The following is a 26,009-nucleotide window of genomic DNA, read 5'->3' as shown; positions in this document are numbered from 1 at the left end:
CCCGGCCGCCGGCCCAATGAGGGTACCGGCATGGGGCCTGACCGCCCGCACGGCGCGACCAGTGCAATCGGGTGAAGGGGTGCATCTTCGCCAAGATGGACCTCCGGGCGAGAGGCCCGCACTAAACCCGTCATTGCTAGCCGGTGTCTTTGGCCGCAGGCAAACCACTCATGCGGGTTTTCGCTCCCACAGGCGTCGTTCACCCGATTGCCCTGGCGGCGCGACGGGTTCGCATTGACGCCCTGGGCCGCGCCGTGCCAAGGGTCCTGATCGTGCGGTCGGATGGCATGGAGGGATCATGACAGCGTCGGAGATTCGGGAAACCCGCCTGCCCAACGGTCTGCGGGTGGTGACCGATCCCATGGACACGGTCGAGACGGTGTCCGTCGGTGTCTGGGCGGACGTTGGCGCCCGCCACGAGCCGGCCGAGATCAACGGCGTCTGCCACATGCTGGAGCACATGGCGTTCAAGGGCACGCGCCGGCGCTCGGCCCTGGACATCGCCGTCGAGATGGAGGACGTGGGCGGCCACATGAACGCCTACACCTCGCGCGAGCATACCGCCTTTTACGCCAAGATGCTGCGCGAGGACCTGCCGCTGGCCGTCGACATCCTGGCCGACATCCTGCAACACTCGGTCTACGACCCGGACGAGTTGGCGCGCGAGCAGGGCGTGGTGGTGCAGGAGATTTTCCAGTCCATCGACACGCCGGACGACATCGTCTTCGACCACTTCCAGGCAACGGCCTACGGCGACCAGCCGCTCGGCCGGCCGGTGCTGGGCACGGTGGAGACGGTCGGCCGGCTGAGTTCGGACCTCGTCGGCGGCTTCCAGCGTGCCCACTACTGCCCGTCGCGGCTGGTGATCGCCGCCGCCGGGCGGGTCGACCACGACGCCCTGCTGGCCCTGGTGGAGCGGCACTTCACCGCGCTCAACCCGACGCCGCCGGAGACCGGTTCACCGGCCCGCTACACCGGCGGCGAGTACCGCGAGCCGCGCGACGTCGAGCAGGCGCAGGTGGTGCTTGGGTTTGACGGTGTGTCTTACGACGACCCCGACTACTACGCGAGCGTTGTCCTGGCGACGCTGCTGGGCGGCGGCATGTCCTCACGCCTGTTCCAGGAGGTGCGGGAGAAGCGCGGCCTAGCCTACACCATCAACGCGTTTGCCAATTCGTACACGGACGGGGGCCTGTTCACGCTCTATGCCGGCACCGGGCCGGACGACGTGGCCGCGCTGGTCCCCGTGCTGTGCGACGAAATCAACAAGGTGCGCGCCTCGGTCTGCGCCGACGAGGTGGCGCGCGCCCGGGCGCAACTGCGCGCCGGCATCCTGATGGGGCAGGAGAGCACCAGCGGCCGCTGCGAGCAACTCGCGCGCCAGATCCTGGTGTACGGGCGGCCCATCTCCAACGACGAGGTTCTGGCGGAACTCGACGCGGTGGACGAGGCGGCCGTGACCCGCGTGGCCAACCGCCTGTTCACGACGCCGCCGACCCTGGCCTCGCTCGGCGCCATCGCCGCCATGGAACGGCTGGATCGGCTGCGGGCGCGGCTTTAGGGGAGATCGCGCTCACTGACCATCCGGAACAGCCGGTCGGTCGCGGCCGCTGTGATTGGCGTCCGTGGCCCAGGTCGGCCGGTAGCCGTCGTCGGCCTGATCGCCCCAGCCGGTCCAGCCCGGGCGGGTGCCGCGCGCGAACAACTCCAGGCGCGGTCCCGGCGAGCACGCCTCGATCAGGTCATGGAGGTCGTCGGGCTTGCGCGAATGCTCTTCCGTCACCACGACACCAGCCCCACGACCGCCCCGGTCATCAGCGTGGCCAGGGTGCCCGAGACGATGGACTTGGTGCCCAGGGCGACGATATCGCCGCGCCGCTCCGGTGCCATGGCGGTCAGGCCGCCCAGCATGATGCCCAGGCTGCCGAAGTTGGCGAATCCGCACAGGGCATAGGTCATGATCAGCTCGCTGCGCGGCGACAGCGCGTCCTCGGGCAGGCCCGCCATGCCGGCGTAGGCCAGCAGCTCGTTGAGGATGGTCTTGATCCCCATCAGCGAGCCGGCCGCCGCCGCCTCGTCCCACGGAATCCCGATCAGCCAGACCACCGGCGCCATCACCCAGCCGAGCACGCGTTCCAGCGTCAGCGCCTCGCCGGCCACCGCCGGCAGCAGGGCCAGGCCCATGTTCACCAGACTGACCAGCGCCACCATGACCAGCAGCATGGCGATGACGTTGATCAGCAGCGACACACCGTCGCGCGTGCCCAGCAGCACGGCCTCCATGGTGCTGCGCGCCTCGGGCGGGGGCAGAGCAAGGCGCGCCTCGGTGGGCGTCTCGTCGTCTTCGCCCGGCACCAGCATCATGGCCAGCGCCAGCGCCGCCGGCGCGCTGATGATCGAGGCGATCAGGATGTGCGCCAGCGGCGTGTCGAGAAGGCCCTGCAGGAACCCGGCGTAGATGACCATGACCGTACCGGCGATGGTGGACATGCCGACGGTCATCATCATGAACAGCTCTGACCGGGTCATGGCGGTGATGTAGGGGCGCACGAACAGCGGCGCCTCGATCATGCCGACGAAGATGTTGGCGGCGGAGGACAAGCCGACGGCGCCCCCCACCCCCATGGCCCGGCGTAGCCCCCAGGCGACGGCGCCGACGATCACCGGCAAGACGCGCCAGTAGAACAGGACAGAGGTGATGGCGCTGACCACCAGGATCAGCGGCAGCGCCTGGAAGGCCAGCACGAAGGCGGCGCCGGGGTAGGGCTCGTCGAAGGGCAGATCGCCGCCGCCGACGTAGCCGAACACGAACGACGTGCCGGCCCGCGTGGCCTCCTGCAACGCCAGCACCGCCTGGTTGAGCCACACGAAGACGGTGGCCGCCCCCGGCGTCTTCAGCAGGATCAGCGCCAGCACCGGCTGCAACGCCAACCCGATCAGCACCGGCCGCCACGGAATGGCCCCGCGTCGCTCGCTCACCCCCCAGCACAGCGCCACGATGGCGATGATCCCCAGCAGCCCCTGGCCCGCCTCCATGCCGTGTCCCCCTCCTTCTTCTCCGACGCCCTGTCGCGGCGCCGGCGCGGTCGCGCCGGCCGGCCTTCGAAAAGGGTCAGCCTTTTCTGCGGCCGGTCTCAGCGCGGATGTGTCTGGCGCGGCAGTATAGGGGCGAGCGTCGGCGGGACCAAGGCGTCGGGATGGGGGGCAACGCCACCATGCGAATGGCCCGCGCGACGAGAAAAGCGATGAATCCCACCCCAACCCTCCCCGTAAACGGCTATCTGATTTACACACTTTTTCTTCATATCCTCATTGCGAGGAGCGAAGCGACGAAGCAATCCAGGGCGGATATTTGCACTTTACGCTCTGGATTGCTTCACCCTCGTTTTGCGACGAGGGTTCGCAATGACGGGACACTTTTCCGTAGCGGCTGCAAGTCCCGGCTTGGCGGCGATAGAGGTGTGAATACGATAGGTAAACGCGGAGGGAGTCCGGCCATCACCGATCTTGCGGTCGGCTCTCCAGCCCACCGGAAGGTGCCTGCCTGACTCCTCACCCATTCATGGGAGAGGCCGGGAGGGGGTTCAATCGGAAGGCGCCGCCTTCACGGCTGTGTGAATCGGATAACCCTGAATGGGACGGGTGCCGGGGCCGAGTCGGGTGCCGACAGCACCTTGGACCGCCCAATCGAAACCGACGCACCCACCCCGCTGGCACAGGGGTTGCCGTTCCGGCGAGACCGGGCGCATACCGCCCAGGCGCCCGTCCAGGCCTCGGGAACGACCCGGGGGATAGGGCGGATCGCGTCCGCCCTAACGATCTGCTCTAGCCCTCGGGGCACCGCGAGACGAGGTATATGCCCTTTGGCGTGGTCAGTCCGGCGCCGGAACGCGGCCCGGGTCCCGGGTGGCGATTCAACGCGCCGGAGGGTCGCGGCGCCCCCTCCGGGGCCGCGTAAAGGGCGCGAACGCCGCAATTTCCTTTGCTTACCAACGATTTTTGTAACCGGGGCAAAAGTCCGGGCGGTCAGGCCTGGCAGCGCGCCGCGACCAGGTCAGGCAAGTGCGGCACGGGGTTTCTGACGGCGGCGCCCAGTCGGGTTCCGATATAGTCCCAGAACGGGATGCCCAGCTTGCCGATTTTTCGACTGAGGCGCCGAACCGTTGCTGGGTCGGGCACGGCGGGGTCATCCGCACGCCCGCGTGCATTTTCAAGCGCCTCTCGCCGACGATGTGACGGTGCCTGAAATGAAGGCCTATGTCTTCAAGGTATACGAAAGTTATGGGTATATGCATCCACCAAATAGGCGTTTGCTGATGTTTCGCCGCCTCCCCCATTTGGTGGAGTGTGTCAAGTGGCGGGCACTGCCGGCCGCGCCCACGCTCCACCGGATGGTGGATCAACTTCTGGCCGACTGGCTTTTCGATAAAAAGCCGTGAAAACTAGCCTCAGATGCAGGTCGGACGGTCCGGCCGAGCGCGAAAGCGTTTTCAGATCGTGGGTCGCCCCGACGCGCCCCGAAGCAGGATGCATTAGGAGGCTCGAACGATGAACACGCTCGCCAACAAGACGTTGTCGGTTCTGACCGCGACCGGCCTGGCCCTCGCGGTGGCCATGGGCGCGGCCGCGCCTGCCCACGCCGCCCTGATCGATTTCACCGCCGGAACCCCCAACGATTCCATCACGAATCCCTTTTCCGGTTCGGTCCTCGGGGTCGGCTACACCGTCACGGCGTCGGACGACTTCGGCACGGACGGTGTCTCTCAATCGGTCTGCCAGAGTCACAATCCGTCGCTGGCGTGCGGTCGCGATGGCCTGGGCGTCGGGGATGATGAGATCAGTGCCTCCAGTACCGCTGAGTGGATCGAGATCGTGTTCGACACGGCGGTCTTGGTCGGGGAGTTCTACGTCCTGGACCTGTTCTGGGCGAATGACGGCCAGGACGAACCCGCCGACCCTTACGAGGTTGGCGCGTACACGCTGACGTTTGATGGCGGGGCGACGACCAGCGGCACTTTCGAGGCCGATGACACGGAGGTCGTCGACACCAGCGATGTCGGCTACTTGGCCGTCGCGCTCAACCAAAAGGTCAAGGCCATCAAGTGGACCTACATCGGCGACACCAATGACGAGGCGGGCGTCGGCGACTACGCCGTCGCCGGTCTGACGGTCACGCCGCTGCCGGCGGCCGCGTGGTTTCTGCTGACGGCGCTGGGCGGCCTGGTCGGCACCCGCTGGCTGAGGAAGGCGCCAGCAACCGCAGCCTGATCCCACCCGTTCCCGACGCAGTCAAGACGAAGCCCGCCCCGGACGATCCAGGGCGGGTTTTTCCATTGAGGGGGCGCGGCGGCCAGCGCCGTCACACGTAATGCGCCGCCAGCGGCGCGAAGCCGTTGAAGCCGACGGTCGAATACGTGGTCGTGTAGGCCCCGGTGGACAACAGCCGCAGCCGGTCCCCCGCCTTCAGCGACAACGGCAGCCGAACGCCGGCGCGGTCGTACAGCACGTCGACACTGTCGCAGGTGGGGCCGGCCAGAACCACCGGGCCGTCCGGCTCGTCATCGGTCGCGTGAGCGGTGGCGATCGGGTAGCGGATGGCCTCGCCCTCGGTCTCCGCCAGCCCGTTGAAGCGACCGGCGTCCAGATAGACCCAGCGGCGCTCCTCGCTGGCGTCCTTGCGGGCCACCAGCACCACCTCGGTTTCCAGGACACCGGCGTCGCCAACCAGGCCCCGCCCGGGCTCGACGATCAACCGGGGCGGCGTGTCGAACAGGCGCGCCACGGCGTCGCGAATCCGGGCGCCGTAGGCCGCCACCTCCGGCACCGGCCGGGTGTAGCGGGTCGGCAGGCCGCCGCCGAGGTTGACCATGGACGGCGCCAGACCGTCCGCCCGCAGGTCGTTGAACAGCCGCGCCACAGGCTCCAAAGCGTGGTCCCACTGGCTCGGGTCGGTCTGCTGCGAGCCCACATGGAACGACAGCCCCACCGGCTCCAGCCCCAGGCGCGCGGCCAGACGCATCAGGTCGTGGGCCATGGCCGGCGAACAGCCGAACTTGCGCGACAGCGGCCACTCGGCGCCGGCGTTGTCGGTCAGCAGGCGGCAGAACACCCGCGCGCCCGGCGCGTGGGCGGCGATCTTGCGCAGCTCTTCCTCGGCGTCGAAAGCGAACAGGCTCACTCCGCGCGCGTGCGCGGCGGCGATGTCGGCCGCCTTCTTGATGGTGTTGCCATAGGACAGGTCGGCCGGATCGGCGCCCAGCGCCAGGCACAGGTCGATTTCCGGCACGCTGGCGGTGTCGAAACACGCGCCCAGGCCGACCAGCCGCGCCACCAGGGGCGGCGCCGGGTTGGCCTTGACCGCGTAGAACACCTCGGCCTCGGGCAACGCGGCCCGCAGGGCATGGTAGTTCGCCTCGACCACGTCCAGGTCGACCACCAGACAGGGGGTGGCGGGGTGTTGGTCGAGAAAAGCGGCGATCTTGCGCGTCAGGCCGGGCGCGATCCACTCGGGGGATCGTCGCACAACGCTGAGCGCACGGCCGCCGGGCGCCGGCTCCAGCCGGCAGGCCGGCGGCGGCGCGCACGCGGCATCCGCGCGCAGGGCAATGGAGGACATGGGCCATCTCCAGCAGGGGACGCGGCCACGGGTCGCCCCGCGGCCGGACCACTCACACTCACGTCAGGGACCGGACCCCGGCTCAGACCACGCCGCGCTTGTGCTCGGCGATCTGGCTCTGGCTGGTTTCGAAAGCGGCGCGGAACACCGGAATGGTCTTCATGGGCTCGGCGTCGCCGCACATGAAGATATCCAGGGCCGCATAGCCGCATTCCGGCCACGTATGGATGCTGATGTGGGATTCGGCCAGCACCGCCACGCCCGAAACCCCGCCGTTGGGCGAGAAGTGGTGCAGATGGATGTGCAGCAGGGTGGCGCCGGCGACCCGGACGGCCTCCCGCATGGCCTGTTCGACACGCTCCAGATCGTCGATGCCCTTGGCCTGCCAAAGGTCGAGGATCAAGTGCCGGCCCGCGAATGTCAGCCCATTCTCGGTAATGAAGTGGTCAAGTCTGTCCTCACTCATGGGGGGCTCGTTGGGGACGGCCTTGAGGTGGACGGACGGAACGGATCTTACCTCTGCTCGGGCTGCTTGGGCCTCCGCTTCAGTATTCACCGCCAATTGGGGGGACGCATAGCGCATCGTTCCAGCTCCCTCTAACCAGCGTTGAACCCGAAGGGTCTTGTTTCGTCGAACAAGCCTCATCTGTGGTTGGTGCCAAAAAAAACAAGACGCACCGGGCAGCCCGTTCCCAGGGCCAAGTGCGTCCGTAATGAGGGCGTACCTTACGTGATTCGTCGGCACGCGCAAGTGAAATCGGGACCCGATACAGGGCAATCGGATGACCGACGCCAGCGTGAGCGAAAACCCGCATGGGCGGCTTCTTCGCGAGGAAAGCACACCACCCTTCATTGCGCGTTGCGCCTCAAAAAAACCAAAACTGAAGCACTCCGGGGCGAATGCACGATGACCAAGCCCTGGATTATGTCGCCGGCGTCCAATGACGGCGGCTCGCAATAGCCGCTCCGGCTTATTCAATTGGCTCCGGCAAAATCAACATGGTGTGCCAGAGAGCTGTCTCGGGGTACCAGACCGCGCCTCTACTGGAGCCAAGGGAATAAGCCTTTGACGGGTTTTGTGAGGGCTCTGGCCCCGAGGCCCGTCTCAGCGATGCGTTGCCGCTTGACCCGATTGCCCTGGCGACAGCCGTGTCATCGGTGGACGCTGCCCGGGCCCCCTTGTATGCTCACGCACCTAGCCCGGAGGAAGCGTTGACCGAGGGACGGAGGCCCCCGTGCTGTTGATCGTCGGCCTGGGCAATCCGGGCGCCGAATACGCCGGCAACCGCCACAACATCGGCTTCATGGCCGTGGACGCCATCGCCGCGCGCCACGGCCTGGGGCCGTTCCGCTCCAAGTTCCAGGGCGCGCTGGCCTCGGGCACACTGGGCGGCGACAAGGTCCTTCTGCTCAAGCCGCAGACCTACATGAACCTGTCCGGTCAGGCGGTCGGCCAGGCGGCCCGCTTCCACAAGCTGGAACCGGCCGACGTCGTGGTGTTCCACGACGACCTCGACCTCGCGCCGGGCAAGGTGAAGATGAAGACTGGCGGCGGCGCGGCCGGGCACAACGGCCTGCGGTCCATCGACGCCCACCTGGGCAACGCCTACCGCCGCGTGCGCCTGGGCATCGGCCATCCCGGCGACAAGGCGCGGGTGCACGGCTACGTGCTGTCGGACTTCGCCAAGGCGGACAAGGATTGGTTGGAGCCCCTGCTGGACGCCCTGGCGGACCATGTGCCGCTGCTGCTCCAGGGCCGGGACTCGGACTTCATGAGCAAGGTGGCCCAGGCGACCCGGCCGCCGCCCAAGGCGAAGCCCCCCAAGACCGACACAGCGCCCGCCAAGGACACGCCCGCACCGCCAGGTACCGGTTCGTCAAGCGATGCGCCCAGAACCACGCTCGGCGAGGCCCTGCGCAAGGCCCTGGGTCGGGGGTGACGGCCGGGCCGTTGCCCCCATGATCCGGTGACCGAGGGGACGCGTCCTGTAACCAAGCGTGCGTCCGGTCGCCTGAACCCCCTCCCGACCTCCCCCATAAATGCGATCCGATTTACACATCTTCACTTGCGCTTGTCATTGGGAGGAGCGCAGCGACGAAGCAATCCAGCGCGAATACTGGTGCCCTACGCCCTGTATTGCTTCAACCTCGTCTTGCGACGAGGATTCGCAATGACGAGTCATACTGCCCGACGATTGGATTGACTCGTCCGGCTGGTCGCTTCTGGGCGCCGGTGATGCCGAGTCCTTGTTTTTTCGCCGCAGCGCCCCTTCGGGGCGCGCGGCTCCGCAGCTTCGTCGGACGGTATCACGTTTCCGCCAGGGCCGCGACCTGTGGCTTGGCGGGAAAAGAAGGGTGAATATGATAGCCGTTTACGGGGAGGGTTGGGGTGGGGTCTTGCGCCGGGACCGTCATTTTTCTCCGCATTCGCGTCACACCAACGCCGCCGCATGATGCGCGGCGATCCAGGCCTGGCCCAGGCTGAGGCCCGGGTCACCGGGAGACACGCCCCGGTGCGTCAGCACGCGCAGGCCGCGCGCCATCAGGCCATCGCGCACACCGGCGGTCAGAACCTTGTTGAAGAAGCAGCCGCCCGACAGGCCAACCGTGCGCACGCCGCCGGCCTCGGCGGCACGGTCGGTCCAGTCCACCAGGGCGGCGGCCAGGGTGCCGTGGAACAGGTCGGCGCCCGGCTCCGGCTCCTTATTCTCGGCCAACACGGCCATCAACGGCAACAGGTCGAGCGAGCCGTCCGATCGGATCGCCCAGCCGTCGTCCATCACCCTGGGCTTGGTCACCATGCGTTCCAGGGCCATGGGCGCCTGCCCCTCGAACTCGGCCACAGGGTGCACGCCCAGCAGACCGCACGCGGCGTCGAACAGGCGCCCGGCCGAGCTGGTCTCCGGGCAGTTCACCCGCCGGGTCAGGATCTGGCCGAGCATGGCGGCGTGCTTCTGGTCGGCGAAGCGGGCGGCGATGTCGTCGGTGCGCCGCAACAGGTGCAGCACCGCCGCCGCCATGCGCCAGGGCTCGCGGGCGGCCACGTCACCGCCCGGCTGCGGCAGCCGGCGCAGGAACGCCAGACGCTCGTACGTCGCGCCGGACACGCTCAGCAGTTCCCCGCCCCAGGATTCATGACCCGGCCCCAGCCCGAAGCCGTCCAGGGCCAGCCCCAGCAGCGGCCCGGTGTGGCCGTGCTCGGCCGCCACGGCGGCGATGTGGGCGTGGTGATGCTGCACCGGCAGCGCGACCGCGCCGGTCCGGTCCGCCAACGCCCGCGCCGCGTGGGTCGAGTGAAAGTCCGGGTGCAGGTCGTGCGCCACCACCACCGGCGCCGCCCCCAGCCGCTCCAGCATGGCCGGCACCAGGGCGTCATAGGCCGCGCGCGTCTCGGCCGCGCCCAGGTCCCCCGCCGGCTGTGACAGCGCCGCGCGGCCGTCGCCCAGCACCGCCACCGACGCCTTCAGGAACGCGCCCATGCCCACCACCGGAGCCGGCGGCACGCCGGCGATGGTGCCTTCCCAGGCGACGCTTTCCGAGTCAAACATGGTCCGTACCCTTCGACAAACGCATCACGCCGGTGCCGCCATATCCCCGGCCATCGCCTCGGTGCGCGCCCGGGCAGAGCGCCGCGCCAGGATCCACAGGTACCACGCCTCCAGTCCCTGGCCGCTGGTGGCCGACACGGGCAGCACCGACAGACCGGGATTGATCCGCCGCGCATAGTCGACGCAGCGGTCGACGTCGAATGCCACATGCGGCAGCAGGTCGAACTTGTTCAGGATCATCAAGTCGGCGGCGTGGAACATGTCGGGGTACTTCAACGGCTTGTCCTCGCCCTCGGTGACCGACAGGATGACCACCTTGTGCGCCTCGCCCAGGTCGAAGGCGGCCGGGCAAACCAGGTTGCCGACGTTCTCGATGAACAGCAGCGTCCCGTCGGCCGGATCCAGCGACGCGGCCGCGCGCGCCACCATGGCGGCGTCGAGGTGGCAGCCCTTGCCGGTGTTGACCTGCACCGCCGGTGCCCCGGTTGCACGGATGCGGTCGGCGTCCAGGTCGGTCTGCTGATCGCCCTCGATCACCGCCATGGGAAGCGTGCCCTTCAACGCGTCGATGGTGCGCACGAGCAGGGTGGTCTTCCCCGAGCCGGGCGAGGACACGAGGTTCAGCACCAGCGCGTCGCGCCGGGCGAACCACGCCCGGTTGGCGGCGGCGAGGCGGTCGTTCTCGGCCAGCAAGGCTTGCTCGACCTTGACCACCCGCGCCGCCTCGGCCCCGCTGTCGTGATGGTGATGATGATCATGATGATGGTGGTGGTCATGGGCATGGTCATGATGGTGATGGTGGTGAGGGACCGCGCCCTGTCCGGGGCGCCCGTCCACCGTCGCCTGCCCGCATCCGCATATGCCGCACATCACACCACCTCCAGGTCCAGGACTCGCATGTCGTCGCCGGCCGTCACCTGAATCTGGTGACCGCCGCAATAGGGGCACGGGTCGAACCGTTGCCCCACCGCGATCTCCCGCGCGCAGACCATGCACCAGCCGGTGCCGGGCGGGCGTTCGATCTCCAGCCGCGCCCCCTCGGCCAGCGATCCGCGCATGACGGCGTCGAAGCAGAAGCGCAGGGCCTCCGGGTCAGCGTGTGACAAGGCCCCCAGTTCCAGCCGCACCACCCGCACCGCCGAAAAGCCGTGGCGTTCGGCCTCGCCCTCCAGGATCCGCCGGATGCTCTCGGTCAGGGCCATTTCATGCATGAGCGACCTCGGGGGCGGTCTCGCGGATCGTCACGTCATGGCCCACGCACGGGTCCATGGCCGCGACCAGAAGCTGCACGCGCCGGGTCAGCACCGCCCGGTCGCCGGTCGGCCAGCCGAGCGGCGCGCGGGCCAGGGCACCGTCCGGGTGGAAGGTCCACTCGGTCGGCGCGACGATGCGCCAGTCGGCGACACGCCCGCCGGCGACCACCACCCGATGCACCAGCAGGCCCCGCGCCGTCTCCACCGCCGACAGGCCACAGCCCGGCCCGTCGGCGAACACCGTTGGGTCGGCCGCGCCCGGGCCTTGGGCAAGGTCCGCCAGTTCGGCCAGCATCCGGTCCAGGTCCAGCAGCCGCGCGGCCAGTCGGGCGGCCAGCCCGGCACCGTCGTCCAGCAATCCTCGCACCAACGGGTGGCCGATGAAATGGGCCAATGCCCCCGTTTCCGCCGGCGCCCCGTGCCAGTCCGGGCGGGCGGCGAAGGCCGCGGCGCCCGGCCCGCTGAGCCGCCGCGCGATCTCCGCCAGGGTCCAGCCGCGCAACGGCGCCACGGGTTCACCCGGCGCCCCGTCCGGCGTGACGTCCAGGGCAAGGGCCAGGGCGCCGGCCACGGCCGCGCCAGGAGAGTCGGCCAGCCGCGCTAGAGAGGCCCTGGTCTCCGGGACCGGCGCGTCGCCGAACACAACGGCCCGGATGCCGAGAGTGACCGGCTCCAGCGCCTCGGCCAGATCCGGCGGCGGCCATACGCTGCCTTCGGCAACGCCGCTGATCTGGTTCCAGCCCGGCACCGCCGCCGCCCCCCGAACCGCCTCCAGCCCGCGCCGCAGATGGCGCACCGCCGCGATATCCGGCGCCGTCCCCGCCACGGCCGGCCAGTCCAGCGCCATGCGCAGCACACTCTGCTCGACCGCCTCGCACAGCACCTGCGCCCGGCGCGCCGCCGCCGTCGCGCCGGAGACCGCTTGGCCCGTGGCCGCCTCCGCCGCCTGGACCGCCGCCACCGTCTGGGCCTTGGCGCACAGCGTGAACACCCTGCCGATCAGGCCCACCGCTACCCCAATGGGCTGCCCCACCAGCGCCCGGACCGCATCGAGTCGCCGCGTCGAGTCCAGGGCGACATGCGCGACCCGGCCCTGGTCGACGGTCAGGGCGATCGACAGGCGGTCCTGTCCCGCCCTGCCCGCGCGCGCCTGTGACCCCGGGTCGTGATCCATGTTGCCTCCACAGGCGTTTCGCACGTGCAGCATGGCGCCGCCGCCCCGCCCCGAGTCTTGCAAGAAAGAATCAAACCGCTTGCAGACCCGACGCGAAATATGGTTTTCTCTTCTGGATTGAGAATTGTCAATGCGAATCCGAAAGCGGGGACGGCGGCACTGGTGTTGGGGGCTGTCCCGCATTCGAAAACGGGCTTCTGTTCCAGGGTGTTGACCAACGTTCCGCGCGCATGTGACGCCGCCTCGTGTGGCACCGGCCGCCCGCACCGCCCCGGTTCAGGCTTCTTCGCCGCCCCGCGCGGCGCAAGCAGAACAAGACGCTTCTCCAGGGGGAAACACCATGTCGACCGGTTCCGAAACGTTCTATGACGTGATCCGCCGCCACGGCATTTCACGGCGCAGCTTCCTGGCCTTCTGCGGCCTGACCGCCACGTCGCTGGGCCTGGGGCCGGCCTTCGCGCCGCGCATCGCCCAGGCCATGGAGACCAAGCCGCGCATTCCCGTGATCTGGCTGCACGGCCTGGAATGCACCTGCTGCACCGAAAGCTTCATCCGCTCGGCGCATCCGCTGGTGAAGGATGTGGTGCTGTCGATGATCTCGCTGGACTACGACGACACCATCATGGCCGCCGCCGGTCACCAGGCGGAAGAAATCCTCGACGAGATCCGCCAGACCCATAAGGGCAACTACATCCTGGCCGTCGAGGGCAATCCGCCGCTCAAGGACGGCGGCATCCACTGCCTGCCCGGCGGCCGGCCGTTCGTCGACCGCCTGAAGGAGATGGCGTCCGACTCGCAGGCGGTGATCGCCTGGGGCTCCTGCGCCTCGTGGGGCTGCGTCCAGGCGGCCAAGCCCAACCCCACCCAGGCCACGCCGGTCGACAAGGTCGTCACCGACAAGCCGGTCATCAAGGTGCCGGGCTGCCCGCCCATCGCCGAGGTGATGACCGCCGTGGTCACCTACATCCTCACCTTCGAGCGCCTGCCGGAGCTGGACCGCCACGGCCGGCCGAAGATGTTCTATTCCCAGCGCATCCACGACAAGTGCTACCGCCGGCCGCACTTCGACGCCGGCCAGTTCGTGGAAGAGTGGGACGACGAGGGCGCGCGCAAGGGCTATTGCCTCTACAAGGTCGGCTGCAAGGGCCCGACCACCTACAACGCCTGTTCCACCGTGCGCTGGAACGAGGGCGTGTCCTTCCCCATCCAGTCCGGACACGGCTGCATCGGCTGTTCCGAAAAGGACTTCTGGGACAACGGACCGTTCTATTCGCGCCTGTCGACGGTGCAGCCCTTCCCGATCGAGGGCAACGCCGACGCCATCGGCGGCACCGTGGCCGCCGTGGCGGGCGGCGCCGTTGTGGCCCACGCGGCCGCCAGCGTGGTCAAGCACGCCGCCGACAAACGCGACATGAAGAACGAACGGCAGGCCCAGGCCGACAAGACCAACGGCTGAGTCCAGGGAATGGAAGGAAGGATACCTGACTGATGACGACGATGAGCACGCCCAACGGCTTTTCCCTGGACAACTCCGGCCGCCGCGTGGTGGTCGATCCGGTGACCCGCATCGAGGGTCACCTGCGCCTGGAAGTGAATGTCGACGACGACAACGTGATCCGCAACGCGGTCTCCACCGGCACCATGTGGCGCGGCCTGGAACTGATCCTCAAGGGCCGCGACCCGCGCGACGCCTGGGCCTTCACCCAGCGCATCTGCGGGGTGTGCACCGGCACCCACGCGCTGACCTCGGTGCGCGCGGTCGAGGACTCGCTGGGCATCGAGATCCCCAAGAACGCCAACCATATCCGCAACATCATGCAGCAGACGCTGTATGTGCAGGACCATCTGGTTCACTTCTATCACCTGCACGCCCTGGACTGGGTGGACGTGGTTTCCGCCTTGAACGCCGACCCCAAGGCCACCTCGTCGCTGGCGCAGTCGATCTCAAGCTGGCCGATGTCCTCGCCCGGCTACTTCCGCGACGTGCAGACCCGCCTGAAGCGGTTCGTCGAGTCCGGCCAACTCGGACCGTTCCGCAACGCCTACTGGGGGCATCCGGCCTACCGTCTGCCGCCCGAAGCCAACCTGATGGCCGTGGCGCACTATCTGGAGGCGCTCGACTTCCAGAAGGAGATCGTCAAGATCCACACCATCTTCGGCGGCAAGAACCCGCACCCCAACTGGCTGGTGGGCGGCGTGCCGTGCGCCATCAACCTGGACGGCACCGGATCGGTCGGCGCGGTCAACATGGAGCGGCTGAATATGGTCAGCTCCATCATCGACCAGTCGCTGGCCTTCATCGAACAGGTTTATATCCCGGACCTGCTGGCCATCGCCTCGTTCTACAAGGACTGGATGCACGGCGGCGGGCTGTCGTCCACCAACCTGCTGTCCTATGGCGACATGCCGGCGCTGGCCAACACTCACACCAACGACAGCCTGATGTTGCCGCGCGGCGCCATCATCGGCGGCGACCTGTCGACGGTGCACGAGGTGGACCTGAAGGACCCCGAGCAGATCCAGGAGTTCGTGTCCCACTCCTGGTACACGTACGACGACGAGAGCCAGGGCCTGCACCCGTTCGACGGTGTGACCGACCCCAACTTCGTGCTGGGGCCGAACACCAAGGGCGATCCGTCGACCCGCATCGAGGCGCTGGACGAGGCCGCCAAGTACTCCTACCTGAAGGCGCCGCGCTGGCGCGGCCACGCAATGGAGGTAGGACCGCTGGCCCGCTTCGTCATCGGCTACGCCATGGGCCGGCCGGACTTCAAGGAGCCGGTGGACGCCACCCTGCGCAAGCTGGATGTGCCCATCACCGCCCTGTTCTCCACCCTGGGCCGCACGGCGGCGCGCGGGCTGGAATGCCAATGGGCGGCGCACCGCCTGAAGGAAAGCTTCGACGCCCTGATGGCCAACCTGAAGGCCGGCGACCTGAGCACCGCCAACACCGACAAGTGGGAGCCCCGGCAGTGGGCGCACAGCTCGCGCGGCGCCGGGTTTACCGAGGCCCCGCGCGGCGCCCTGGGTCACTGGGTGGAGATCGAGGCCGGCAAGATCAAGAGCTACCAGTGCGTGGTGCCGACCACCTGGAACGGCTCGCCGCGTGATCCGGCCGGCAACATCGGGGCCTACGAGGCGGCGCTGCTGGACACCCCGCTGCACGATCCGGAAAAGCCGCTGGAGATTCTGCGGACGATCCACTCCTTCGATCCATGCCTGGCGTGCTCGACCCACGTCATGAGCCCGGACGGCCAGGAAAAGAGCGCCGTCGTGGTGCGCTGAGCGGCGCGCGACGATCGTCTCTCGCCGCAACGGCCCCGATATGACGGAGTGACCACCATGACCCCTCCTCCCCCCGGAAGCGATGTCCACGCGGCGGACGCCACCGCCGAGGACGCCTCGGCCTCGACCGAGCGCACCTCCATCCGCGTCTACGAAGGCCCCGTGCGCGTCTGGCACTGGGTCACCGCCTTGGCCATCACCACCCTGGCGGTGACCGGCTATCTGATCGCCAGCCCCCTGCCGAGCGTTGGCGGCGAGGCCAGCGACTGGTACGTGATGGGCTACATCCGCTTCATCCACTTCACGGCCGGGTACGTGCTGGCCATCGGCTGGCTGGTGCGCATCTACTGGGCCTTCGTCGGCAACCACCATAGCCGCCAGTTGTTCACGTTTCCGTTCTGGCGCAAGGACTACTGGGACGGCGTGGTGTGGGAGGCGAGCTGGTACTTCTTCTACCGCCGCTGGCCGAAGAAGTACGTCGGCCACAACCCATTGGCCCAGTTCGTGATGTTCATTGTGTTCACGCTGGGCATGTTCTTCATGATCATCACCGGCTTCGCGCTCTATGCCGAGGGCGCCGGCCTGGATAGCTGGCAGTACGCGCTGTTCGGCTGGGTGTTCGACATCTTCCCCAACAGCCAGTCGGTGCATACGTGGCACCACCTGGGGATGTGGGCGTTCGTCTGCTACATCATCCTCCACATCTACGCCGCCGTGCGCGAGGACATCATGTCGCGCCAGTCGATGATCTCGACCATGATTTCCGGCGAGCGCATGTTCAAGGACAACCGGGATGATTGAGGGCGCGGGCGATCCGGGCGGCCGCACCCTGGTCCTGGGCATCGGCAACCTGCTGTGGGCGGACGAGGCGTTCGGCGTGCGCGCGGCCGAGGCGCTGTACCGCCGCCATGCCCTGCCGGAGACGGTCGAGGTGATGGACGGCGGGACGCAGGGCTTGTACCTGGTGCAGCACGTTCAGGCCGCCGACAATCTGCTGGTGTTCGACGCCGTGGACTATGGCCGGACGCCGGGCGACCTGATGGTGGTGCGCGGCGACGAGGTGCCCCGCTTCACCGGCGCCAAGAAGATGAGCCTGCACCAGACCGGCTTCCAAGAGGTGCTGTCGGCCGCCGACCTGCTGGGCGGCTACCCGACCCGGCTGACGCTGATCGGCGTTCAGGCGGGCGACCTGGAGACCTGGGGCGGGCCGCTGACGCCGGAGGTGGCGGCGTGCCTTGACGAGGCCGTCGCCCTGGCCGTCGCGGAACTGGCGGCGTGGGGGATTACCGCCACGCCCCGGCCCGTGCCGCTGGAGGCGGGCGAGGACGGCCTGCTGCGCCACGGCCTCGACCGCGCCGCCTATGAACGGACGGACGGCTGTTCGGCCGCCGGGTTCTGAGAAAGGGCGACGCTGGCATGTGCCTGGGCATTCCCATGCAGGTTCTGGAGGTGGACGGCCTGTCGGCGCGCTGCGAGGGGCGCGGCGAGGCCCGAACGGTTTCGCTGGTGCTGATCGATCCGCCGCCGGTGGGCGCCTGGGTGCTGGTGCACCTGGACACCGCTCGCCAAGTCCTGACCGAGGACGAGGCCCGCGCCATCGACCGGGCGCTGGACGCCATCGACACGGCGCTGGCCGGTGGCTCGGTCGACCACCTGTTCGCCGACCTGATCGAGCGCGCGCCCGAATTGCCGCCACACCTGCGCCCGGACCCGTGAGACACCCATGACCCGAGACCGCCTTTCCCCGGCCGCCGCGCTGATCGAGGCCGAGGCGCTGGCCGCCCGCGCCCCGGAGGCGCTGACCCTGATCGAGGCCATGCTGGCGGCGCTGCGGACCCAGACCGCCGAGACCCCCGCGCAAGTGTTCGCCCTGGACGACATCACGCCGGACGGACTGCGTCTGCTGGATCAGGTTCTCGGGCGCGGGGAGATCGCCGGGCGGCTCGACGGCCCGGACGGGACGACCGTGACGGTCCAGGAATCCGTGCTCACCGGGGTCTGGCGCCTGCACCGCCAGAACGCGGCGGGCGAAACCGTGGCCCGCTGGATCGAGGTCGCCGCCATCCCGACCGTCGTCGCGGCGTACACGGCACCGAAGGACGCCGCCAGCCTGGAGTGCGCCGTCCCGGCCGACGCCTCGCCCCTGGTGATGCCGGTGCTGACGGAAATCGCCTGGCACGCCGCGCATGGCGCCCCGGACCGGCCCAACCACGTGATCAACCTGACCCTGCTGCCGCTGTCGCCTTGCGATCGGGAGCATGTGCGGCAGACGCTCGGCCGGGGCGGGCTCGGCCTGCGCGGCCAGGAGTACGGCGCCTGCGAGATCGATGCCACCGCCCTCCGCCGGGTGTGGACGGTGCGCTACCTGAACGCCTCGGACACCGTCGTTTTGGACACCATCGAGATCGGCGGCGTGCCGGCCGCCGCCCGCGCCGCCACCGAGGACTTCGCGGACTCGGCCGAACGGCTGGCATCACTGCGGGACGCGTACCTGTAGGCGTCACGATGTCCGCAACGGTTCATCCAGGTTGAGAAGGGAGTCCGGACCGACGGTAGGCCCACGATGGATCACCGGGGCGTCCGTCCAGGCCGGTTCCGGCACCCAGTGCCGCGCCCAGTCCAGGAACCGTTCCGGCGGCATGGGCGGGGCGATGCCGTAGCCCTGCGCAAGGTCGCAGCCGAGCCCCAGCAGCAGCAGGCCGTGCTGGGTCGTCTCCACCCCTTCGGCGATCACCGTCAGGTCAAAGGCCTTGGCCAGCCCGACGACGCCCGACACGATGGCGTGATCCTCGGCGTCCCGCGCCATGTCGAGGATGAACGACTTGTCGATCTTCAACGTGTGCACCGGCAGCAGCTTGAGGTAGGTCAGCGACGAATAGCCGGTGCCGAAGTCATCCAGCGCCGAATGCACGCCCAGCGCGCGGCAGGATTCGATCAGCTTGGTGATGCGCTTCAGGTCGTTGATGGCGGCCGTCTCGGTGATTTCTATCTCCAGGCATTCGCGGTTCAGGCACCCGCTCTGTCGCAACAGCTCTTCCAGGCGGTTGGCGAAGTTCGGGGCCTGCAGGTGGCGCGCCGAAATGTTGACGCTGACCGAAACGTCCAGGCCCGCGTCCCACCAGACCCGCACCTGCCGCAACGCCTCTTGAAGCACCCAGTCGCCCAGCGCCACGATCAATTCGTTGTGCTCGATCGCCGGCAGGAAATCGCCCGGCGGTAGCAGGCCACGCTCAGGGTGGTGCCAGCGGACCAGGGCCTCGGCGCCGACGACCTGGCCCGTGCGCATGTTCACCTTTGGCTGGTAGTGCAGCACCAGTTCGTGGTCTGACAGCGCCTGCCGGATGCGCTTGATCAGTTTCTGGTGCTGGATTTCGACCACGTCCTGGTCGTCGTCGTAGAAGTAGTAGGTGTTCTTGCCCAGCTGTTTCGACTTGTACATCGCCTGATCCGCCTGGCGCATCAGGGTGTCGGTGTCGTGTGCCTGCGTCGGGTACAGGGTCACGCCGATGCTGGCCGTCACCGAAACCATCTGCCCGCTGATCGAGAAGGGCCGGCTGACCGTGGCCAGGATGCGTTGCAGGGTGTGGATGCAGGCCGTCTGGTCCTCCAGATCGGCCAGCAGGATGATGAACTCGTCGCCGCCGAGCCGTGCGACGGTATCGTTGCCGCGCAGTTCGACCTGGAACCGTTCCGCCAACTCGATCAGCAGGTGATCGCCGGCGCCGTGGCCGTGCGTGTCGTTCACCGGCTTGAACCCGTCGACGTCGAGGAAACACACGGCCAGCAGGGTGTGTTCCCGCCGGGCCTTGGCGATGGCCAGCTTGAGGCGGTCGTTCAGCAGCACGCGGTTCGGCAGGCCGGTCAGGGAATCGTAGTGCGCGATGCGGTCGAGTTCCGCCTCGTGCCGCTTGATGGCGGTGATATCCACCACGACGCCGACGTAGTGCGAGGGGTGCCCGTGCTTGTCGAGAACCGCCGAGATGGTGAGGTGTTCCGGGTAGAGTTCGCCGTTCTTGCGGCGGTTCCAGATCTCGCCGCGCCACAGACCCTCTTCCAGCAGGGCCATCCACATGGCGTCATAGAACTCCGGCCCGTGCTGACCGGATTGCAGGATACGGGGCGTGTCGCCGATCAGCTCCTCGCGGGAATAGCCGGTGATGCGGACGAAGGAATCGTTGACTTCGAGGATCGTACTGTGCGGGTCAGTGATGACGATGCCTTCCTGGGTGTTCTCGAACACACTGGCCAGCATCTGCAGGCGGACCTCGGCCTGTTTGCGGTCGGTGACATCCTGGAACGTGACCGCCAGTTGCCCGGCGGCGGGACGGAACGCGCGGATGTCGAAGTGGCGGCCGATTTCGGGAATGTCGACCTCGAATGAATCCGGCTCGCCAGTCGTGGCCACCCGTACCATCCGGTTGAGCAGACGCGAGACAATGTAGGGTGGGTTCACCTGCGTGAACAATTCGCCGACGATGTCGCTGGCCTTGAGACGCGTCATCTGTTCGAAGGCCGGATTGACGGTCAGGTACCGGAAATCGACCGGATCCCCGGCCTCGTTCACGACGACCTCGCTCAACGCCAACGCGTTGACCATTTCATTGAACAGGGTCTTGTACTTTTCCTCCGCGACCTGGCGCTGGCTTTCGGCATACGCCATCTCCGCCCGCTTGCGCTCGGTGGTGTCCTGAAGCGTTTCGATGGCGCCGATGATCTCGCCGTCCAGCCCGTGCAGCGGCGCGGCCGTGAAGAACAGCCACCGGCCGCCGCCGGGGAAATGGGGGAAGAAGGATTCCGCCTCATAGGCTCCGTCGATGAACGCCGATGGTTTGTAGACGCCATAGTATCGTTCGTACTCGCTGAGCTTGGCCTGATCGAGGATCAGGTCGGCCATGACGGGCCGCTTTTCCGGATAGAACGCCGTCCATTGGTCTCGCGTGCCGATCATCGACTCGGCCGGCACGCCCAGGATGACCTCGCACGCGCGGTTCCAGTGGGTGACGCGATGATCGGCGTCGATGACGAAGGTGGGCACCGGGTTGCCCTGGATGATCTCCGTCAGCAGGCGTTGAACAGACAGGCGGTCGGTGTCCGCCCGCTTGCGTTCGGTGACGTCGAGACAAATCTGGATGGCGCCGAGGATGGCCCCGTCGTCTCCCAGAAGCGGCGTGGCCATGGCCAACAGCCAGCGGCCGCCGCCCGGCAACGCGGCGCAGAAGGCCGTGACCCGGATGGCGCCGTCGGCCCGGCAGCGGGTCCAGTCGTCGCCAAACAGGGAGGTGATGTGCTCGTCCGAGGCCCCGGAGATGACCAGGTCGGCGACCAGCGGCCGCGCCTGCGGGTAGAAGGGCTTCCACTGATCGCGCGTGCCGACCATGGCCTCCGCCGGCTGGCCGGTCAGCGCCGCGCAGGCGTCGTTCCAGTGGCGCACGCGATGCGTCGCGTCGATCACGAACGCCGGAATCGGGAGCCGCCTGAGCAGCGAGCTTTCAATCAGGGACATAACCTCCCTCTCGTGACGCGGCCGCTGTCGTTTGTGCGTATGTCTGCCTGACAGGGCCTTTTTTTGTCCCGGGTCGGCCTTACCTGCGGGCGGTCACGCGGGAATTGGTGGGGATGTCTCGACACCCTGTGCCGTCCAAACAGAGGCCGATCCGGCCAGGACACTCAGGCATACGCGGTCTGATAACGCCCATCACAAGTATCGGCGAGGCGGTTTGCCGGACGCAAGTGTTCTGTGACCCGGGGGCAGTTTGGCGTCAAAATAAATGGTGGCGCCAACTATTATACGAAAAATGTCCTGACACTATTCTATGACCATCGGCAAGGCCGTGGCGAAGTCCTATGGCACGCACGCCCCAACCGCACCCGCGTCACGCCCTGCCCGCGCCTTGGTCCTGGGGGCGGGATCGCGTCGGTGGTCGCAGGTGACGGGTTAGGGTAAAGGGGGGTGTGGGATCAGTCCTCGTCCGGAATGGGTTCGCCCTTTTTCTCCTTCAGGCCCGACATCGATCGCAGCAGGGTCAGCGACTTGCGGCGGATGTCGTCGCTGGGCAAACGCCAGTACGAGGTGATCAGGTCGATCGTGTCATTGTGCGTCAGCAGATGACGAACCTGGGGCGGAAGCGATTCAAGAACCGTGTTGACGAGGGCATCGGGCGGCGTGGGCGGCAGCGCGGGTCCCTCGCCGAGCATCCCGGGTCCGTCGCGGCCCTCGATTTCGGCATCGATATGCTCAAAGAAGAAGTTGATGGGCACGCCCATCACCTTGGCGATATCGAACAGGCGGCTGGCGCTGATCCGGTTGGTCCCACGCTCATACTTCTGGATCTGCTGGAATGTGACGCCAACGGCACGGGCCAACTGTTCCTGACTCAACCGCATCAGGAGACGCTGCTTGCGCAAACGCTTGCCGACATAGACGTCGACGGGATCCGGATGCGACCGGCGGCTACCCTGGTCATCAAAACTTTGCGTGTTCACGGCTTTGTCCTCTGGTTTCGAGAGTCCTCAACAGGAGCATCGACACGCCGGACCCGTTGAGATCGCATTACTTTCGCCTTGCTTCCATGAGAGGCAGTCGCCTGCGCCTGATCTTGGGGTATATTAGTCTGACCAAGGGTGGCGCGCTACCCATTCGCGCCGGGATGTGGCTGGTGAGCGGTGTCTGTCTCTGCTACACATTTAGCCATCAAGCGGACAGGTGGGTGGGTTATCAGGATGCGCCAAGCAAACGTAGACCGCACGACGAAAGAAACCCGGATCGCGGTGGCGGTCAACCTCGATGGTTCGGGTCAGTACCGAATCGCGACCGGCGTCGGATTTCTCGACCACATGCTGGAGCAACTCTCGCGCCACAGTTTGATTGACGTCGACTTGCAGGCCGAAGGGGATACGCATATCGACTTTCATCATACCACCGAGGACAGCGCGCTCGCCTTGGGCGAGGCGATCACGCGTGCCCTTGGCGACCGCACGGGCATTCAGCGCTATGGAGAAGCGCTTGTTCCGATGGACGAAACCCTGACCCGCGTGGCCCTGGACCTGTCCAACAGACCCTATCTGGTCTGGCGGGTCGACTTTCCGACCGCCAAGCTTGGCGACTTCGACACCGAGTTGTTCCGCGAATGGTTCCAGGCGTTTTCGCAGACCGCCGGGGTGACGCTGCATATTGAAACGCACTATGGCACGAACAGCCATCATGTGGCCGAAAGCTGCTTCAAGGCCCTGGCCCGCGCCCTGCGCCGCGCGGTGGAGATCGACCCGCGCAAGGCCGACATGGTGCCGTCGACGAAAGGGGTTCTAGGCGGGTCGTTGTAAAACCGCCCGACCGAATGGGTGGCCGCGTCGCCGGGCGGCCGGACCCCACCGGGTCCGGTGTATCTGGCCCGCACAAAAAGGATCAACACGTAACCGTCATGCTCCCAGGGTTTGTCTGCACGCGACAGGCGCAAATCCCCGCCGTGGCAGGCCCGGGGTGCGCCGCATGGTGTCTGTCGTTTCTAGCCTACACGTATTCGCGATGGAAGGCCATGCGAATGCCGGCCGCATTTTTCTTCAGCAATGCCCCAACAGGCTGTCGATCCTGTGCCATCCTTCCGGCGTGACATCCGACATCAGCATCCCCCGAGGACCGGATCGGCCTGAGGAAACGCCGGCCGGAGTGAAACCACCGCTTTTCCCTGATCGAAACGAATTTCCCTTTGTGCCGTCCGGATTGGTGTGTCAGGGTACATAGTCCCCTCGCAACGGAGGGGTTCATAATAAAAGCGTGATATACGCGCGTAACGAGTCCAGGGGGGATGGGGGCTTCGGCCTTCCACCGTTTTGCAGGACGGACGATTGGGCATCCCGCCGCACGCGGCGCGGGTGATCGGTTCTCCCTGGCCGTGACGACGACAAACACGAACCGGGAGGACACGATCAATGACGCACCTCTTTCCTGACACGGATCAGTCCCCGCTAAGGCGCGTCCTGCTGGCGCTGGCGATGGCCGGCGCCCTGGGGTTCGGCGCGGCCGGCGTCTCGCCCGCCCTCGCCGACGATGACGACGACGATCATGGCGAGATCCACGACGGCCTGCGGGAATACTACGAGCGGCTGGAGACCGAGCCCGGCTACGCCAGCAGCCACGAGGAGGCGGTGGCCAAGCTGGTCCGGGGCCGCGAAATCAACGTTCCCTACGACTACATCGCCACGCTGATGCGCATCCCCAACGCCTTCGGCGAGGGCGCGGCCTGCGTGCTGTGCCATTCGTCCACCGATCCGGAGCACAGCTATCGGGGTCTCGACCTGACGACCTGCGAGGGCATCAAGACCGGCGCCACGGAGGAACCGGCGCGGGCGCTGTTCGAGCCCGGTCACGCCGAGGAAAGCGTCCTGCGGCGCTATCTGCGCAACAACAGGATGCCGTACGGCGTGCCGTTCGACGCGCCGCGCGACACCGAGAACATCCGCACCATCAAGGCCTGGATCAACGACGGGGCCAAGAACGACGAGGTGTTCCGCACCGAGGTTCTGCCCCTGATGAACAACCCAAGGGCCTTCGGCGGCTTCCAGGCCTGTACGGACTGCCACATGTCGAACCAGGAGCCGCCCAGCTTCCATGAACTGGACCTGACCACCTACGAGGGGATCATGCTGGGCGCCGATCCGATCGCCAACGCCGCCGAGGGCAAGGAGCCGGAAATCATCGTTCATCCGGGCGACGCCGAGGGCTCGGCCCTGTACCAGCGTTTGGTCGAAAACCGGATGCCGGCCGGCATCGAACCCAGCGAGAACCGCGATCACCCGAACATCCAGATCCTGATGCAGTGGATCGACCAGGGGGCGAAGTGCGAGTGACCCCCGCCGGGATGTGCGTGCAGAGGGGCGGCGCGAGCCGCCCCTCTCGCCGTGCCGTGCTCGGGGGCCTCGTGGCCCTCGGGGGAACCGGCCTTGCCTGTCGTGCCGCCGCGTGGGCGGCCGGCGCGGCGCCCGCGATCACGGTGGCGTGGCGTGGAAGCACCGGAAACAGGACGTTGGCGCCGGCTGCGATCCAGGGGGATCGGATCATTGTCGCGGGTGAGGCGACGGCCGAGGCCTGGACCCTGGATGGCGCCCGGGTCTGGACATCGCCCCTGGCCACGGCCGCGAACTTCGCGCCGCGTCCGGCGTCGGAGCGCGTCGTGATCGCCGGGCGCAAGGGGCTGTCCGTGCTGGATGTGGCCGACGGACGCATCGCATGGCGGGCGACCCCGACCGAGGCCTTCGGCGCGCCGCTGGTGCATGGGGACCGCCTGCTGGTCGGCGATGGCTCCGATCTGGCCGCCTTCGCCATGGCGGACGGCGCACCCCTGTGGCGCTACACCGTCCACGGCACCGCCGGAATCTTCTATGCCCCCGCCGCGCGCGACAACACGGTGTTCCTGGGCGCCGGCGACGGTCACCTGACGGCGCTGGATGCCGACAGCGGCGCGGTGCTGTGGTCCGTCGACCGATCCGGGCGATGGCAGTACCTGCGACAACTGGCGTTCACGGGCGACGGCGGCGTGCTGGTCGCCGGCGGCTACGACGACGCCGTCTATGGCCTGGATCCGGGCGACGGCGCCATTCTGTGGCGCTTCGAGGCCGGCAACTTCATCAACAGCCAGCTTGTCCATGACGGCGGCGTCTATTTCTGGTCCCCCACGGGGTGGGTGATCGGCCTGGACGCCCGCACAGGTGAGCGCCGCTGGCGCACCCGCACGCACCGCTTCGGCTCCGACGGCGGCACCGACTGGGACCCGATCATGGCCGAGGTGCGGGCCTCCGGTCCCTGGCTGTGGGTGCTGGACATGGGCCACCGGGTGCATGTGCTGGATCGCGCCAACGGCCGCGAGGTGGGGGCACCGAAGCTGCCGTTCCGGGCGCGTCCGTTCGTCACTCCGACCGCCGATCCCGACCGACTGGTGTTCGGCACGGTCGAGGGCGACGTGGTGATGGTGCGGGTCACCGGCTTGCCGGTCGATGCGCCTATGGAATAATCGAGCGGCCGGGCGCCACGCACCTTTTTCTTGTCATCACGCGATGCCCCCTATAAGCCGCGACCGGGCCATAAGGGCAGCGGGCGCGCGCGCCAAGAGGAGGCTTGCCGGCGCCTAGGGCGGATCGCG

The 26,009-nt window shown here is 67.7% G+C and carries 22 protein-coding genes; 12 read left to right on the top strand and 10 right to left on the bottom strand.

Annotated elements, in window-relative coordinates:
• The first annotated feature begins 298 nt into the window (after positions 1 to 298).
• The gene (locus Q0309_RS18540; protein ID WP_299444781.1) at positions 299 to 1,561 is read left to right on the top strand and encodes a pitrilysin family protein; all 1,263 of its coding nucleotides are present in this window, start codon (positions 299 to 301) and stop codon (positions 1,559 to 1,561) included.
• Between the two features lie 12 nt (positions 1,562 to 1,573).
• On the opposite strand, the gene Q0309_RS18535 is transcribed toward Q0309_RS18540, so the two are convergent.
• Both Q0309_RS18535 and Q0309_RS18530 read right to left on the bottom strand, forming a co-directional pair.
• Positions 1,574 to 1,786, bottom strand: coding sequence for an MT-A70 family methyltransferase (locus Q0309_RS18535; RefSeq protein WP_299444779.1), 213 nt, complete (start codon positions 1,784 to 1,786; stop codon positions 1,574 to 1,576).
• The gene (locus Q0309_RS18530) at positions 1,780 to 3,036 is read right to left on the bottom strand and encodes a nucleoside transporter C-terminal domain-containing protein (protein ID WP_299444777.1); all 1,257 of its coding nucleotides are present in this window, start codon (positions 3,034 to 3,036) and stop codon (positions 1,780 to 1,782) included. Before Q0309_RS18530 ends, Q0309_RS18535 begins: the two co-directional genes overlap by 7 nt.
• 1,512 nt (positions 3,037 to 4,548) lie before the next feature.
• Between Q0309_RS18530 and Q0309_RS18525 the strand changes: the two genes are divergently transcribed.
• Positions 4,549 to 5,268, top strand: a complete 720-nt coding sequence (locus tag Q0309_RS18525; RefSeq protein WP_299444775.1) for a VPLPA-CTERM sorting domain-containing protein — start codon at positions 4,549 to 4,551, stop codon at positions 5,266 to 5,268.
• A 91-nt stretch (positions 5,269 to 5,359) separates the two neighbouring features.
• On the opposite strand, the gene Q0309_RS18520 is transcribed toward Q0309_RS18525, so the two are convergent.
• Together Q0309_RS18520 and speD are read right to left on the bottom strand one after the other, a co-directional pair.
• Entirely contained in the window at positions 5,360 to 6,616 is a 1,257-nt protein-coding gene (locus Q0309_RS18520; protein WP_366940667.1) for a type III PLP-dependent enzyme, read from the bottom strand.
• 82 nt (positions 6,617 to 6,698) lie between these two features.
• On the bottom strand, positions 6,699 to 7,082 hold the full coding sequence (gene speD, locus Q0309_RS18515; RefSeq protein WP_299444772.1) for an adenosylmethionine decarboxylase: 384 nt from the start codon (positions 7,080 to 7,082) through the stop codon (positions 6,699 to 6,701).
• Positions 7,083 to 7,851: 769 nt separating this feature from the next.
• Here speD and pth point away from each other — a divergent pair.
• A complete protein-coding gene (pth, locus tag Q0309_RS18510) occupies positions 7,852 to 8,556 on the top strand; it encodes an aminoacyl-tRNA hydrolase (RefSeq protein WP_299444770.1) in 705 nt (234 codons plus the stop codon).
• Between the two features lie 492 nt (positions 8,557 to 9,048).
• On the opposite strand, the gene Q0309_RS18505 is transcribed toward pth, so the two are convergent.
• The 4 genes from Q0309_RS18505 to Q0309_RS18490 are packed head-to-tail and all read right to left on the bottom strand — an operon-like array spanning position 9,049 to position 12,591.
• Positions 9,049 to 10,164 carry a hydrogenase maturation protein HypF gene (locus tag Q0309_RS18505; protein WP_299444768.1) on the bottom strand — a complete coding sequence of 372 codons (1,116 nt, stop codon included), beginning with the start codon at positions 10,162 to 10,164 and terminating at the stop codon, positions 9,049 to 9,051.
• A 24-nt stretch (positions 10,165 to 10,188) separates the two neighbouring features.
• On the bottom strand, positions 10,189 to 11,034 hold the full coding sequence (gene hypB / locus Q0309_RS18500) for a hydrogenase nickel incorporation protein HypB (RefSeq protein ID WP_299444766.1): 846 nt from the start codon (positions 11,032 to 11,034) through the stop codon (positions 10,189 to 10,191).
• A complete protein-coding gene (hypA, locus tag Q0309_RS18495) occupies positions 11,034 to 11,375 on the bottom strand; it encodes a hydrogenase maturation nickel metallochaperone HypA (protein WP_299444764.1) in 342 nt (113 codons plus the stop codon). Before hypA ends, hypB begins: the two co-directional genes overlap by 1 nt.
• Entirely contained in the window at positions 11,368 to 12,591 is a 1,224-nt protein-coding gene (locus tag Q0309_RS18490) for a hypothetical protein (protein WP_299444762.1), read from the bottom strand. Before Q0309_RS18490 ends, hypA begins: the two co-directional genes overlap by 8 nt.
• Before the next feature lie 340 nt (positions 12,592 to 12,931).
• On the opposite strand from Q0309_RS18490, the gene Q0309_RS18485 reads away from it, so the two are divergent.
• The 6 genes from Q0309_RS18485 to Q0309_RS18460 are packed head-to-tail and all read left to right on the top strand — an operon-like array spanning position 12,932 to position 18,373.
• Positions 12,932 to 14,047 (top strand): hydrogenase small subunit, encoded by a 1,116-nt coding sequence (locus Q0309_RS18485; protein WP_299444760.1) that lies wholly within the window; start codon positions 12,932 to 12,934, stop codon positions 14,045 to 14,047.
• Between the two features lie 32 nt (positions 14,048 to 14,079).
• Entirely contained in the window at positions 14,080 to 15,876 is a 1,797-nt protein-coding gene (locus Q0309_RS18480; protein WP_299444758.1) for a nickel-dependent hydrogenase large subunit, read from the top strand.
• Positions 15,877 to 15,933: 57 nt separating this feature from the next.
• Positions 15,934 to 16,677, top strand: coding sequence for a Ni/Fe-hydrogenase, b-type cytochrome subunit (gene cybH, locus Q0309_RS18475; protein WP_299444756.1), 744 nt, complete (start codon positions 15,934 to 15,936; stop codon positions 16,675 to 16,677).
• Positions 16,670 to 17,275, top strand: a complete 606-nt coding sequence (locus Q0309_RS18470) for a HyaD/HybD family hydrogenase maturation endopeptidase (protein ID WP_299444754.1) — start codon at positions 16,670 to 16,672, stop codon at positions 17,273 to 17,275. Before cybH ends, Q0309_RS18470 begins: the two co-directional genes overlap by 8 nt.
• Before the next feature lie 17 nt (positions 17,276 to 17,292).
• A complete protein-coding gene (locus Q0309_RS18465) occupies positions 17,293 to 17,592 on the top strand; it encodes a HypC/HybG/HupF family hydrogenase formation chaperone (protein WP_299444752.1) in 300 nt (99 codons plus the stop codon).
• A 7-nt stretch (positions 17,593 to 17,599) separates the two neighbouring features.
• Positions 17,600 to 18,373, top strand: a complete 774-nt coding sequence (locus Q0309_RS18460; RefSeq protein ID WP_299444750.1) for a hydrogenase expression/formation C-terminal domain-containing protein — start codon at positions 17,600 to 17,602, stop codon at positions 18,371 to 18,373.
• A 3-nt stretch (positions 18,374 to 18,376) separates the two neighbouring features.
• Here Q0309_RS18460 and Q0309_RS18455 read toward each other — a convergent pair whose 3' ends face one another.
• Positions 18,377 to 21,379 carry an EAL domain-containing protein gene (locus Q0309_RS18455; protein ID WP_299444748.1) on the bottom strand — a complete coding sequence of 1,001 codons (3,003 nt, stop codon included), beginning with the start codon at positions 21,377 to 21,379 and terminating at the stop codon, positions 18,377 to 18,379.
• A 455-nt stretch (positions 21,380 to 21,834) separates the two neighbouring features.
• Entirely contained in the window at positions 21,835 to 22,359 is a 525-nt protein-coding gene (locus tag Q0309_RS18450) for a helix-turn-helix transcriptional regulator (protein ID WP_299444745.1), read from the bottom strand.
• Between the two features lie 237 nt (positions 22,360 to 22,596).
• On the opposite strand from Q0309_RS18450, the gene hisB reads away from it, so the two are divergent.
• The 3 genes from hisB to Q0309_RS18435 all read left to right on the top strand — a co-directional run bounded on the left by hisB (position 22,597) and on the right by Q0309_RS18435 (position 25,880).
• The gene (hisB, locus tag Q0309_RS18445) at positions 22,597 to 23,196 is read left to right on the top strand and encodes an imidazoleglycerol-phosphate dehydratase HisB (protein ID WP_299444789.1); all 600 of its coding nucleotides are present in this window, start codon (positions 22,597 to 22,599) and stop codon (positions 23,194 to 23,196) included.
• A gap of 606 nt (positions 23,197 to 23,802) precedes the next feature.
• Entirely contained in the window at positions 23,803 to 24,720 is a 918-nt protein-coding gene (locus tag Q0309_RS18440) for a hypothetical protein (protein ID WP_299444743.1), read from the top strand.
• A gap of 11 nt (positions 24,721 to 24,731) precedes the next feature.
• Complete coding sequence (locus tag Q0309_RS18435; RefSeq protein WP_299444741.1) at positions 24,732 to 25,880, top strand: PQQ-binding-like beta-propeller repeat protein; 1,149 nt, start codon at positions 24,732 to 24,734, stop codon at positions 25,878 to 25,880.
• The last annotated feature ends 129 nt before the right edge of the window (positions 25,881 to 26,009 follow it).

It is taken from the genome of uncultured Rhodospira sp. (assembly GCF_937138205.1).
Taxonomy (GTDB): Bacteria; Pseudomonadota; Alphaproteobacteria; order Rhodospirillales; family Rhodospirillaceae; genus Rhodospira.
Note: the sequence above shows the minus strand (reverse complement) of the source record. Positions and strands in the feature narration are given on the sequence as shown.

Coding starts and splice junctions, on each gene's coding strand:
- Q0309_RS18540 (WP_299444781.1), top strand. CDS start 299: ATGACAGCGTCGGAGATTCGGGAAACCCGCCTGCCCAACGGTCTGCGG.
- Q0309_RS18530 (WP_299444777.1), bottom strand. CDS start 3,036: ATGGAGGCGGGCCAGGGGCTGCTGGGGATCATCGCCATCGTGGCGCTG.
- Q0309_RS18525 (WP_299444775.1), top strand. CDS start 4,549: ATGAACACGCTCGCCAACAAGACGTTGTCGGTTCTGACCGCGACCGGC.
- Q0309_RS18520 (WP_366940667.1), bottom strand. CDS start 6,616: ATGTCCTCCATTGCCCTGCGCGCGGATGCCGCGTGCGCGCCGCCGCCG.
- speD (WP_299444772.1), bottom strand. CDS start 7,082: ATGAGTGAGGACAGACTTGACCACTTCATTACCGAGAATGGGCTGACA.
- Q0309_RS18505 (WP_299444768.1), bottom strand. CDS start 10,164: ATGTTTGACTCGGAAAGCGTCGCCTGGGAAGGCACCATCGCCGGCGTG.
- hypB (WP_299444766.1), bottom strand. CDS start 11,034: ATGTGCGGCATATGCGGATGCGGGCAGGCGACGGTGGACGGGCGCCCC.
- hypA (WP_299444764.1), bottom strand. CDS start 11,375: ATGCATGAAATGGCCCTGACCGAGAGCATCCGGCGGATCCTGGAGGGC.
- Q0309_RS18490 (WP_299444762.1), bottom strand. CDS start 12,591: ATGGATCACGACCCGGGGTCACAGGCGCGCGCGGGCAGGGCGGGACAG.
- Q0309_RS18485 (WP_299444760.1), top strand. CDS start 12,932: ATGTCGACCGGTTCCGAAACGTTCTATGACGTGATCCGCCGCCACGGC.
- Q0309_RS18480 (WP_299444758.1), top strand. CDS start 14,080: ATGACGACGATGAGCACGCCCAACGGCTTTTCCCTGGACAACTCCGGC.
- cybH (WP_299444756.1), top strand. CDS start 15,934: ATGACCCCTCCTCCCCCCGGAAGCGATGTCCACGCGGCGGACGCCACC.
- Q0309_RS18470 (WP_299444754.1), top strand. CDS start 16,670: ATGATTGAGGGCGCGGGCGATCCGGGCGGCCGCACCCTGGTCCTGGGC.
- Q0309_RS18465 (WP_299444752.1), top strand. CDS start 17,293: ATGTGCCTGGGCATTCCCATGCAGGTTCTGGAGGTGGACGGCCTGTCG.
- Q0309_RS18460 (WP_299444750.1), top strand. CDS start 17,600: ATGACCCGAGACCGCCTTTCCCCGGCCGCCGCGCTGATCGAGGCCGAG.
- Q0309_RS18455 (WP_299444748.1), bottom strand. CDS start 21,379: ATGTCCCTGATTGAAAGCTCGCTGCTCAGGCGGCTCCCGATTCCGGCG.
- hisB (WP_299444789.1), top strand. CDS start 22,597: ATGCGCCAAGCAAACGTAGACCGCACGACGAAAGAAACCCGGATCGCG.
- Q0309_RS18440 (WP_299444743.1), top strand. CDS start 23,803: ATGACGCACCTCTTTCCTGACACGGATCAGTCCCCGCTAAGGCGCGTC.
- Q0309_RS18435 (WP_299444741.1), top strand. CDS start 24,732: ATGTGCGTGCAGAGGGGCGGCGCGAGCCGCCCCTCTCGCCGTGCCGTG.